Raw genomic sequence first — 11,740 nt, 5'->3', positions numbered from 1 at the left:
GGTCGCGTCGCCCGAGTGCAGTGAATGACTCATTCCTGGCGTCCCGCGCCAGGAATGAGTCATTCACTGCGACGGGTTCAGGTGGGTGCGACAACCGGGGTGCAGTGAACGACTCATTCACCTCGTCCGGCGCGATGAACGGGGTCGTTCACTTCGTTCGGCGAGCCGCCGTGCTCCGGTCGGCCCGGACTCAGGGTTTCCGGCCCACCCCGGCGTACGGGAGCGCGTTGATCGCCGGGTCGTCGGACATGTCGCCGGCGCCCTCCGGCTTCCACATCGCGCAGCCGACGACGCCCGGCTCGACCATCTCGAAGCCGTCGAAGAAGGCGAGGACCTCGTCGTGCGTGCGGGGGACCGGCTGGTTCTGCTGGTTCTGGTTGCTCTTGTACACCTCGACCGCTTCGTCGAGCCGCCCTGCCTCGGAGTCCGCCGCGACGTGCGTGACCGCCAGGAAGCTGCCCGGGGCCAGCCGGTCGCGGTAGCGGGCCAGGATGCCGGCCGGGTCCCACGCGTCCGGCACGAAGTGCAGCAGCAGCAACATGAACACGCCGACCGGCTGGTCCAGGTCCAGCAGCTTGCCGGCGCCGGCGAAGACGTCGTTGACGTCGCGCAGGTCGGCCTGCAGCACCAGGCAGTTGTCGTTGCCTTGCAGCAGCAGCTCGCTGTGCGCCACCGCGACCGACTCACGGTCGACGTACACCACACGGCACGACGGGTCGGCCTGCTGGACGATCTCGTGGAGGTTCCCCACGGTCGGGATGCCGGAGCCGATGTCCAGGAACTGCCGGATGCCGGAGTCGACCATGAACTTGGCGGCACGCCGCAGGAACGCGCGGTTGAGGCGGGCCGCGTCGCGCACGCCCGGCATGATCTTGAGGATCTGCTCCCCGAGGGCGCGGTCGGCGGCGAAGTTGTGGTCGCCGTCGAGCCAGAAGTCGTACACCCGCGCCGGGTTCGGCACCGTGGTGTCGATCTCCGGCGGTACCCAGCTCAGTTCCCCGGTCACCGTGGCCTCCACCCCTCGCGGAATCTCGAAGGGCCGGAGTCTAACGCCATCCTCCGTTCGTGCGGACCCGCGCTCGACGCCTCCGCCGCACCGCTAGGGTGGCCCGGTCGCGAGGAGACGAGACATGACCGACGCGCATCCCGTTCCCGGCCGGTGGCCCGTGCTCGGGCACACGGTGCCCCTGCTGCGCGACCCGCTGAAGCTCTTCACTTCCCTTCCGGCACACGGAGATGTCGTCGAACTCCGCCTCGGGCCGCTGCCGGTGCACGTGGTCACCAGCCCGGAACTGTCCTGGCAGGTACTGGCCACCGACGCAGACAAGTTCGACAAGGGCCTGGTCTTCGACAAGATGCGCCCGCTCTTCGGTGACGGCTTGGCCACTTCGAACGGCGAGCTCAACCGCCGTCAGCGCCGCCTGGTGATGCCCGCCTTCGGCCGAACGCGGATCGCGGGCTACGCCGAGACCACGATGACGAAACTGGCCGACGAGCTGGTCAGCTCGTGGCAGCCGGGCGAAGTCGTCCAGTTCGACAAGCGGATGCAGGAGCTCGTGCTGACCATCGCCGGGCAGACACTCTTCGCCACCGCGCTGGGCGACGAAGCGCTGGCGGAAATCCAGCGCTCGATCCCGATCATGCTGAAATACGTCCTGATCCGGGCTTTCTCTCCGAAATTCGTGGAAAAACTGCCGATCCCGCCGAACCGGAAGTTCGACGCCGCCGCCGCGCGGCTGCGCGAAGTCATCGGCGGAACCGTCGTCACCGCCCGGGAACAGGGTGCCGACCACGGCGACCTGCTGTCGACGCTGCTCATGGCCCGCGACGAGGACACCGGCGAGGGCATGTCCGACCGGCAGGTGCACGACGAGGTCATCACGATCCTCACCACCGGCGCCGAGACCACCGCCGTCGCGCTGGCCTGGTTCTTCCACGAGCTCGGGCAGCACCGGGAGGTCGAACGCCGGTTCCACGCGGAGGTCGACGACGTCCTCGGCGGCCGGCCCGCGCGGTTCGAGGACCTGCCGGATCTGGTGTACACGCACCAGATCGTCAACGAAGTCGTCCGCCGCACCCCGCCGCTGATCCTCATGCGCCGCGCCCGCGAGGACGTCGTGCTCGGTGGCGTCACCGTCCGGGCGGGCAGCGAGGTCGCGGTCAGCCAGCACACCCTGCACCGGGACCCGCGCTGGTTCCCCGAGCCGGATCGTTTCGACCCCGACCGGTGGACGCCCGGCCACACCGCCGAACTGCCGAAGGGCGCGTACATCCCGTTCGGGGCGGGTGCGCGGCTGTGCCCGGGACACGTCTTCGCGCCGACGGAGATCGGCATCGTCGCTGCCACGATCGGCGCACGGTGGCGGCTGGTTCCCGTGCCGGGCAAGAAAGTCCGTGCGCAGCTGAAGGCCACCATGCAGCCGAACCGGCTGCCGATGACCGTGGTGCCGCGGACCTGACGGTACCCGTTCGGCTACCGGGTGTAGTGTTCCGGAGTTCCTTTCACCTGTCCGAGTCCAGAGGGAGTGCGGCGTGAAGCTGCCCGTCAGGGTGACGACGGCCCTGTTCGCCTGCGGTGTCCTGCTCGCTTCGCTGACCGCCGCGATGCCCGCCGAGGCCGCCGCGATCTCCTGCACCGACACGGAGCTGCCGGTCAGCGGCCCCGGTCTGCCCCCGTTGGTGCCGGGCGCGCCGGCGACGATGCACGGCCGGCTGTGCCTGCCCGCCGGCGAGGCGCCGGACACCGTCCAGCTGCTCGTGCACGGCGGCACGTACAACAGCTCCTACTGGGATCTGCCTTACCAGCCCGACCGCTACTCGTACCAGCGCGACATGGCCGCGCACGGCTACGCGACCTTCGCCGCCGACCAGCTCGGTGCCGGGCGGAGCAGCCGTCCGCTGAGCCTGCCGTTGTCGGTCTGGGCGGCCGCCGAGTCGACGCACGAGGTGGTCGGCCACCTGCGCGCCGGGCACGTCGGCGGGGTGCGCTTCGCGAAGGTCGTCATCGTCGGGCACTCGGTCGGGTCCGGGGTCGTCGCCGTGGAGGCGTCGACCTACCACGACGTCGACGGCGTGGTCCTCACCGGCATCACGCACCTGCCCGCGCTGCCGGTGCTGGCGCTCGGCGCGGCCCTCGGGCTGCAGCCCGCACTGCTCGACGGCCAGCTGGGCCGCCTCGGCAGCGACCCGCTGTACTTCACGACGAAACCGGGTGCGCGGACCGGGCTGTTCTACGCGGCGGGCGATGCCGACCCGGCCGTGATCGCCGCCGACGAAGCGGCCAAGGACCAGGTTTCGGTGCCCGGCATGGGCACGGTGGCGCTGTTCGGGATCGTGTTGCCGGCCACGAAGGGAATCACCGCACCGGTTTTCCAGGTGGTGGGAGAAAAGGACGTTCTTTTCTGCGGCCTGCTCGCGCTGCGTGACTGTTCGAACGCCGGAGCGCTGCGCGCGCAAGAAGCGCCGTACTACGCCGACCCGTCGAAACTGTCGATGTACGTCCTCCCGGGTGCTGGCCATTCCGTTGCGTTGCACGAAAACGCGGCCGCCTACCGTGACGCCACCCGCTCGTGGCTGCGGGACAGCCTGGCGATCGCTCCGCAGGGTTATCACTCGATTGGATGAATGCTGTTTCGTGCACCGGACGCAATTCCGCGCCAAGATATATCGGCTACCCGACCGGAGTGCTGACCGGACCCAGGACAGGCTGAGGTGACTGCTCCCCATCCCCGCGGTGACGACCCGCGGAAGAAGCCGTCCGCCGAACGTGCGGCGAGACGGCTCGGCACGTTGGCGCGCAAGTGGGGCTACCTGATCAGCACGACCGCGTACCTGCCGCACACGCCCGAGGAGATCGAGCGCGAGCTGGCGGTGCTGGCCGGCCGGTTGTTCGAAGCGGTGGCGAGTGACCCGCCGGAGCTCGAGGAGGCCGCGGCCGCGGGCGCGCGGCTCGTCGAGCTGCGCTGCGTCGGCGCGGACAGCCTGCGCCGCACCCTCGAGGTGCTGGGCAAGGCGCTGCTGCGCGAGCCGGAGCTGCGCCGGGTCGACGGGCTGGCCGAGCGGGTCGTGCTGGTGCTCGGCGCGCTCAGCTCGGGCTACGGCGAGACTTTGCGCGAAGACATCCAGAAGCGCCAGGAAGGCCTGAGCCGGGCGCTGCTGAAGGTCGAGCAGGAGACGCGGCAGAAGCAGGTCATCACGCGCGCGCAGTTCGAAGAGGTGTTCTCCGGCTCGGCCAGCGGCGTCGCGCTCACCGAGCTGGACGGCCGCGTGCTGCGCGCCAACGCGGCGCTCGCCAAGACACTCAACCGCACGCCTGCCGAGATCGCCTCGGTGACTCTGTTCGACCTGGTTCACCCGGAGGACGTCGAACAGCTGCGGGAGGCCTACGCGGAGCTGGTGGCCGGCCGGCTGCACCGGCTGCGCGCCGGACGCCGGCTGATCGGCAAGGACGGCGAGCCGATGTGGGCCACGTTCGCCGCGTCGGTGATCCGCGACGCGGTCGGCGCGCCCCGGCAGCTGATCACCATCGTCGACGACGACACCGAGGTGTCGCTGCTGCAGCGGCGGCTGTCCCACCAGGCCCTGCACGACGTGCTCACCGCGCTGCCGAACCGGCAGTTCTTCAGCACCCGTCTGGAGAACCTGCTGCGCGACGCCGACGCGTCGCTGGGCGTCACGCTCTTCCACCTCGACCTCGACGGCTTCTCGCAGATCACCGGCGGGCTCGGCCAGGACCTCGGCGACCGGGTGCTGCGCGCGGTCGCCGCGAAGCTGAAGACCGCCTTCGAAGGCGAGAAGGCGCTCATCGCGCGGCTCGGCGGGGACGAATTCGGCGTGCTGGTGCAGAACACCGCGGACACACCGGGTGTCCTCGCGCTCGTCCGCCGGATCACCCACGAGCTCGCGGAGCCGGAGTACGTGGACGGGCACCGCGGGGTCGCGGTGTCGGCCAGCATCGGCGTCGTCCACCGGCCGCCCCGCGACATCACGCCGGCCGAGCTGCTGCGCGCGTCCGATCTGACGCTGCGCCGTGTGCAGCGGGCCGGGGCCCAGTGGGGCCTGTTCGACCGCGAGCTGGATCGCCGCGACCGCCACGACTTCGGCCTCGCGGCGGCGATGGCGGGTGCTTGGGAGAACGGCGAGCTCGAGGTCGGCTACCGGCCGCTGGTGGCGGCGGTCGACGGCTCGGTCGTGGGTGTCGAGGCGCGGCTGCGCTGGAACCACCCCACCGAAGGCGTGCTGCCGCACGAGACGTGCGTCCGGCTGGCGGGGGAGACGGGGCTGCCCTCGGGCACGTGGCTCCTGCGCACGGCGGTCGAACGGTTCGCGGCGGCCGAGGTCGCCGTGCCGCTGACCGTGGAGCTGACGGCCCACCAGGCCGCGGACGCGGAGCTGGTCGGCGAGATCCGCGGCGTGCTCGAGTCCACCGGCCTGGCGCCCGGCCGCCTGCGGCCCGGGTTCCCCTCGGCGACGCTGCTCGCGGACTCCGGCGACGCGGCCGACAACCTCAAGGTGCTGGCGGAAATCGGCGTGGACGCCGAAATCCACGGCTTCGGCGAGGTCACCTCCCTCGTCGAGTTCCCGGCCCGCGCGGTCCGCGTGGCGGCGAACCTCGTGGCCCGCCGCGAGCACCCGCTGGTGGACCGTTCGCTGACGGCGCTGGTCGAAGCGGCGCACCTGGCCGGCGCGGAGGTCGCCGTGACCGGGATCGACAGCGCGGAGCAGGCGCAGTGGTGGCGTGAGCGGGGCGCGGACCGGTTGTCGGGGCCGCTGTTCACCGAGGTGCCGGGCGGCCTGCCCGCCTGTTGAACCCGCTCAGATCCGCACCAGCACCTCGTCGAGGGACTTGCGCCGCAGGTCCGGCACCACGCAGTCGTCGGCCGGGTAGCCGACCGGGATGACCGCGAAGGCCCGTTCGTTGCGGGGCCGGCCGAGCAGCTCGCCGAGGAACCGCATCGGCGACGGCGTGTGCGTCAACGCCGCCAGCCCGGCCACCTGCAACGCCGTCAGCAGCATGCCGACCGCGATGCCGACCGACTCGTCGACGTAGTAGTGCTTGTGCACGCCCCCGCCGTCGTCGAGGGCGAACCGTTGCTGGAACACGACGATCAGGTACGGCGCGTCGGTCAGGTGGGGCTTCACCGCGTCCGTGCCCAGGGGCCGCAGCGCGTCGAGCCACTCGTCGCCGAGGCGGCCCTCGTAGGAAATCCGTTCCTCCGCTTCGGCGGCTTCCCGGATCTTCGCGCGTACCGCGGGATCGGTGACGAGGACGAACGTCCACGGCTGCTGATGGGCGCCGCTGGGGGCCGTGGAGGCCACCGCGATCGCGTCGAGCACCGCGCGCTCGGGGACCGGGTCGGGGGAGAACATCCGGACCGAGCGCCGCGCTTCCATCCGCTGCCGCAGGGCGGCGGCCTCGGCGACGGCTTCGGCGGCGGGCACGCGGGCCGGCCGATACGGGACGGGTCGATAGGTCATGGCCGGATTGTGGCGGGGAACACCGTTGCGCCATCAGGGCCGATCGTGCGATCCGCAGGACAGCCGCGTTCGCTGTACGGACAGTAAGGTCATCCTTCCCTCGACTTTTACGTCGAACAGGCCAAAGGAACTAGGCTGTTCGGTCCTGTCGCGTGCAGTGACCTCCTCATTACCCTCCAGTAGATCAGTGGTGCCGATCACAGTCGCCGGAGGAGGCCCCATGGCGTCGCGCGTCCGAGGACCCGGCTCCGAAGACCGGCGCGAACTACGGCTCAGGCACATCGCCGGCTGCCTCTCCTGCACCCTCAAGTGCGGGTATTGCGGGCTGCCGGTGCGGCTCACCGGGCCGGGGGCACACCCCGGCTACGGCGTGGTCGAAGAAGTCACCGGGGAACTGGTGCTGCTGCACCGGTTCTGCCGCGGCGCGCTCGGGCGCTGCCGGACGCGGGGGTGCGTGCTGCGGCGCGCCCACCTCGGCCGGGCGACCGAGCAGTACGAAACCGGCCGCCGCCGCCCCGGGCGCTACCAGCGCCTCGGCGTCCGGCGGTCGCCCGACCTCGATCTGTACCGGAAACACTGGCGGGTCGCGAAGATGCGGTACGCGTGCCAGGCGTGCCGCTACTACACCGGCTCGCACTGAGCCGTTCCTTCAAGCACGTCACGGAGGACTCGTGCTCGTTCGCCTCATCCTCGGCCTGCTCATGACCGTCGTCGGCCTCGCCGTCGCCGGCAAGCGGGTGGCCTTCCTGTACCGGCTGATCAAGGCCGGCCAGCCCGACACCAAGCGGTCGGACGACCTCGGCGCCCGCGTGTTCGCGCAGGTGCGCGAGGTGTTCGGCCAGCGCAAGCTGCTGAAATGGTCCGTGCCCGGCCTGGCGCACTTCTTCACGTTCTGGGGCTTCGTGATCCTCGCTTCGGTGTACCTCGAGGCGTACGGCGCGCTCTTCGACGAGAAGTTCGCGATCCCGTGGATCGGGCACTGGTCGGTGCTCGGCTTCCTGCAGGACTTCATCGCTGTCGCCGTGGCCGTCTCGCTCGGGGTGTTCACGGTGATCCGCATCCGCAACGCCCCCGCGCGCAAGGACCGCGCGTCGCGCTTCTACGGCTCCCACACGGGTGGCGCGTGGCTGATCCTCTTCATGATCTTCAACGTCGTCTGGACGATGTTCTTCTTCCGCGGCGCGTCCGCGGCGTCCGGCAACTTCCCGTACGACAACGGCGCGTACGTCTCCCTCGGCGTCGGGAACCTCCTCGAGCCGCTCGGGCACTCGACGACCGAGGTGCTCGAGACGATCGGCCTGATGCTGCACATCGGCGTCATGCTGGTGTTCCTGTCGATCGTGCTCTACTCCAAGCACCTGCACATCTTCGTGGCGCCGATCAACGTCTCGGCGAAGCGCCTGCCGGACGGGCTCGGGCCGCTGCTGCCGATGGAGTCCGGCGGCAAGCCGATCGACTTCGAGGACCCGGGCGAGGACGACACGTTCGGCCGGGGCAAGATCGGCGACTTCACGTGGAAGGGCATGCTCGACTTCGCCACGTGCACCGAGTGCGGCCGCTGCCAGTCGCAGTGCCCGGCGTGGAACACCGGGAAGCCGTTGTCACCCAAGCTCGTCATCATGAACCTGCGTGACAACCTCTTCGAGGAGGCGCCCTACATCCTCGCGGGCACCGAGCACGAGGGCGCGCGCCCGCTGGTCGGCCCCGAGGACGACGGCGGCGTCATCGACCCGGACGTGCTCTGGTCGTGCACCACCTGCGGGGCGTGCGTGGAGCAGTGCCCGGTGGACATCGAGCACGTCGACCACATCGTCGACATGCGCCGCTACCAGGTGATGATCGAGTCGGCGTTCCCGACCGAGCTGGGCGGGCTGTTCAAGAACCTGGAGACCAAGGGCAACCCGTGGGGCCAGAACAACTCCGAACGGCTGGCCTGGACGAAGGACCTGGACTTCGACGTCCCGGTGTTCGACGGCGAGCTCGCGGAAGACGTCGAATACGTCTACTGGGTCGGCTGCGCGGGCGCGTTCGACGACCAGGCCCGCAAGACGGTCCGCGCCACGGCGGAGCTGCTGCACATCGCGGGCGTGAAGTACGTGGTGCTCGGCAAGGAGGAGTCCTGCACGGGCGACCCGGCGCGGCGCGCGGGCAACGAGTTCCTCTTCCAGATGATGGCGCAGCAGACCGCCGAGACGCTCAACGCCGTGTTCGAGGGTCGTGAGCCGCGGCTGCGCAAGATCGTCACGACATGCCCGCACTGCCTCAACACGCTGGGCCGCGAGTACCCGGACCTGGACGGGCACTACGAGGTCGTCCACCACACGCAGCTGCTCAACCGGCTCGTGCGCGGTGGCCGGCTGACGCCGGTCAAGGCGGTCGAGGACGGCCCTCGCGTGACGTACCACGATCCGTGCTACCTGGGGCGCCACAACAAGGTCTACACCCCGCCCCGCGAGCTGGTGGGCGCGACGGGCGCAACACTCGAGGAGATGCCCCGCCACGCGGACCGGGCCCTGTGCTGCGGCGCGGGCGGCGCGCGCATGTGGATGGAGGAGCAGATCGGCAAGCGCATCAACCTCGAGCGCGTGGACGAAGCGATCGCGACCGACGCGGAGACGATCGTGACGGGCTGCCCGTTCTGCCGGGTGATGCTGACGGACGGGCTGGTGCAGCGCCAGAGCGAGCAGAAGGCCGAGAACGTCGACGTCCGCGATGTGGCCCAGCTGCTGCTGGAGCGGGTGAAGGCGCCGGCGCCGAAACCCTGACGCTCACTGGTCGACGGCCTTGATCGTCGCGCAGAACCCTTCGATGGCGGCGAGGTCCTGCTCCGGGACCTCGTCGCCGGAGAAGTGCATGAGGTCGTTCCTGATCCGGCGCGCTTCCTTGAGCAGGTCGAGGAACGCCCCGTGGTCGAGCGGCCAGTTCAGCAGGTCGAAGTGCTGCTGTTCCTCGAAGAGGCGCACGTAGTTGCCGAACGTCGGGTTCCCGTTCGCCCACTTGGGCGCGACCCGGTCGAGCAGGTCCTCGGGCAGGCTGCGCTTGGTTTGGCGGCGGAGCCGCAGCTCCGCCTCTTCGAGCAGGGAGAACGGCCGGGCCAGCGCGCCGAACTGGCGGGCGAGATCGTTGGCGGTCACGACCCCGATGAGCCTCCGGCGGTCTTCTCCCCGGACGAAGACGTAACCGTGCCGGTAGATCTCGTCGATCTGCGCGAACAGCTCGTCGTCGAAGTCGATGACCCGGACCTGGGTGGTGGCGTCCCGCAACGTCGGGTTGGGGTTCGTCAGGCGGGCCCGGCCGATCGACTCCCAGCTGACCGCGCCGACGCAGAACCCGTCCTCGTCCGTCACCGCCAGCTGGGAATAGTTCTTGGCCAGCAGGAGCGTCACCGCGGTGGAGAGCGGCTTCCCGGCCGTGACGGCCACGATGGCGGGCTGGTCCGGCAGGACCGCTCGCACCATCCACTTGGCCGGCAGGTCGTCCAGCGCCTCGACCTCGGGTGGATCCGCTTCGGAGTCCGTGGTGCCCGGCTCGTCGGCGACCGGGACCAGTTCGACGACCGCGTCCATCCGGGCCGTGGTGAAGGCCGGCTTGGTCGTGACGCCGTGCTCGGCCAGCTCGGATTGAACGGTCACCAGGGACGTCGCGGTGCGCCGCCGGTAGCCCCACAGGGACAGCAGGGCCCGGACGGTCAGCTTCACCGGTGCCGCCCCGGTCTCGACGGCTTCCCACAGGTCGGCCTGGGTGGCGTCGGGATCGAGGTTCGCCGAGGCGTGCCGCCAGCCCGGGTCCGACCGTCCGGCCGCGATTTCCCCGATCCGCCGGGCGGCGTCGTGGCGGCTCAGCCTGCACACGGTGAGCAGTGAACCGAGGCTGCCGCGCAGGTCGGGGCCGAACTCGCCGGGGTCGACGTCGGTCCGGAGCCACCGGACCGGCCGGGCGTGCCGGCAGTCCGGCGTCGCGCCGGGGCGGTAGTGGTAGGACCCGGTGACCTCCCCGATGGCGAACCGCCGGACGTTCTTGAGCGGCATGACGACGAGGTCGCCCTCGCTCATCTCCCGGTAGAAGCGCCACAGCTGCCCGGCCCAGTTCCCGATCACGTAGGTGGAGCGCTGCGGATAGCACTCCCGGAGCCCGGCCTTGAGCGCTTCCCGGGTGGCGAACGCGCCGAGAGCGGGGACGCCGCCCCAGCCGACGATCGCGAGACCTTCGGCGAGGGACTCCTCGTCGCGCTCGCCCTGCCTGCCCGCGCGGACTTGCCAAGCTGAGTTCATCGTTCTCCCGGTTTCTGGGGCCGGATCGGCTTACGCACCCAGTCGGCCGAGGGAGGATGATCGTCGCCCGAAAGCCGCCCGGTTCACCCGATCGGGGCGCATCTTTCCGCCGCGGCGCCGCTCTGTCCGGAGTCGGGAAGCGGTGGGAGGGGCGATGGGGCAGCGGGGAACAGCGACGATCGAGACGCTCGGCGGCGCGGTCGCGCGACTGGAGGTGCGGCGGGGCTCGTGGCTGGTCGGGCGCGCCCCCGAGGCGGACCTGAAGCTGTATTCGGACCGGGTGAGCCCGCGGCACGCGCGGCTCCGGCGGGACGCGCGCGGCACCTGGGTGTCCGACGCCGGCTCGCGCGCCGGCACGCTCGTCAACGGCGAGGCGCTGGCCCCGAGGCAGGCGCGGCTGCTGCACGACGGCGACCGCGTGTCCTTCGGGCCGATCACCACCGTGTTTTCGGACGTCGGCGCGGCCGGCGAAGAGCGGCCGGTGTTCGAGGTCGTCCCCGCGGAGCGGACGGGTACCGTCGCGCTGGTGCTCGGGCCGGTCCTGGTCGTGACCGGCTTCGCGCTCGGGGCGGTGCGGGTGCTGCGGCACTTCGGCGCCGGACCGGAGTTCGGTGCCGCCCTGCTGGCGGCGGGCCTGCTGGTGACGGTGCTCGGCGTCGTGCTCGCCCGCCGGCGGAAGGCGCGGCCACGCCGCTTCGGCTCGCGGTGATTCCGCGCGCGAACTCACCGCCCCTGGACAGGCAGTCCATCGGCGCTCCCGTCCGAAGGCGCCCAGCGGCCGCTGTCGTCCGCAACCCGCGGGCTCCGGCGGAGTAAGCCGACCTGGCCGCCCCGGCACCGGCCGATGGGCGTGGTGCCCCGGTCAGACGTTCGAATCCGGCTGCGGTGGAAACCGGCCGAACCGCGACTTCACGCAAGACCGCCGCGCGGGGGAGCCGTTCCCAGGGCGGTTTTCGTTGCGCCGACCGGGTGGCCGTGGGGTGAATCGCGCG

At 70.9% G+C, this 11,740-nt stretch carries 9 protein-coding genes; 6 read left to right on the top strand and 3 right to left on the bottom strand.

What is annotated here, in order from left to right; all coding sequences use genetic code 11:
- Positions 1 to 190 precede the first annotated feature (190 nt).
- A complete protein-coding gene (locus tag ACZ4TR_RS48090) occupies positions 191 to 1,006 on the bottom strand; it encodes an SAM-dependent methyltransferase (protein WP_465295772.1) in 816 nt (271 codons plus the stop codon).
- A 124-nt stretch (positions 1,007 to 1,130) separates the two neighbouring features.
- Here ACZ4TR_RS48090 and ACZ4TR_RS48085 point away from each other — a divergent pair, with 124 nt between their 5' ends.
- The 3 genes from ACZ4TR_RS48085 (at position 1,131) to ACZ4TR_RS48075 (ending at position 5,808) form a co-directional block, all read left to right on the top strand.
- Complete coding sequence (locus tag ACZ4TR_RS48085) at positions 1,131 to 2,459, top strand: cytochrome P450 (protein ID WP_465295770.1); 1,329 nt, start codon at positions 1,131 to 1,133, stop codon at positions 2,457 to 2,459.
- 73 nt (positions 2,460 to 2,532) lie between these two features.
- Positions 2,533 to 3,624 carry an alpha/beta hydrolase gene (locus ACZ4TR_RS48080; protein WP_465295768.1) on the top strand — a complete coding sequence of 364 codons (1,092 nt, stop codon included), beginning with the start codon at positions 2,533 to 2,535 and terminating at the stop codon, positions 3,622 to 3,624.
- Positions 3,625 to 3,711: 87 nt separating this feature from the next.
- On the top strand, positions 3,712 to 5,808 hold the full coding sequence (locus tag ACZ4TR_RS48075; RefSeq protein ID WP_465295766.1) for a putative bifunctional diguanylate cyclase/phosphodiesterase: 2,097 nt from the start codon (positions 3,712 to 3,714) through the stop codon (positions 5,806 to 5,808).
- Between the two features lie 6 nt (positions 5,809 to 5,814).
- Here ACZ4TR_RS48075 and ACZ4TR_RS48070 read toward each other — a convergent pair whose 3' ends face one another.
- Entirely contained in the window at positions 5,815 to 6,477 is a 663-nt protein-coding gene (locus ACZ4TR_RS48070) for a nitroreductase family protein (protein WP_465295764.1), read from the bottom strand.
- A 220-nt stretch (positions 6,478 to 6,697) separates the two neighbouring features.
- On the opposite strand from ACZ4TR_RS48070, the gene ACZ4TR_RS48065 reads away from it, so the two are divergent.
- Together ACZ4TR_RS48065 and ACZ4TR_RS48060 are read left to right on the top strand one after the other, a co-directional pair.
- On the top strand, positions 6,698 to 7,117 hold the full coding sequence (locus ACZ4TR_RS48065) for a hypothetical protein (RefSeq protein ID WP_364523992.1): 420 nt from the start codon (positions 6,698 to 6,700) through the stop codon (positions 7,115 to 7,117).
- 31 nt (positions 7,118 to 7,148) lie between these two features.
- Positions 7,149 to 9,242: a (Fe-S)-binding protein gene (locus tag ACZ4TR_RS48060; protein WP_465295762.1), complete on the top strand. Its 2,094-nt coding sequence runs from the start codon at positions 7,149 to 7,151 to the stop codon at positions 9,240 to 9,242.
- Between the two features lie 3 nt (positions 9,243 to 9,245).
- On the opposite strand, the gene ACZ4TR_RS48055 is transcribed toward ACZ4TR_RS48060, so the two are convergent.
- The gene (locus tag ACZ4TR_RS48055) at positions 9,246 to 10,748 is read right to left on the bottom strand and encodes a CBS domain-containing protein (protein WP_465295760.1); all 1,503 of its coding nucleotides are present in this window, start codon (positions 10,746 to 10,748) and stop codon (positions 9,246 to 9,248) included.
- A 154-nt stretch (positions 10,749 to 10,902) separates the two neighbouring features.
- On the opposite strand from ACZ4TR_RS48055, the gene ACZ4TR_RS48050 reads away from it, so the two are divergent.
- Positions 10,903 to 11,457: an FHA domain-containing protein gene (locus ACZ4TR_RS48050; protein WP_465295758.1), complete on the top strand. Its 555-nt coding sequence runs from the start codon at positions 10,903 to 10,905 to the stop codon at positions 11,455 to 11,457.
- The last annotated feature ends 283 nt before the right edge of the window (positions 11,458 to 11,740 follow it).

This window comes from Amycolatopsis sp. NPDC028719 (assembly GCF_055565395.1).
This window is presented reverse-complemented; position numbering and strand designations above follow the sequence as displayed.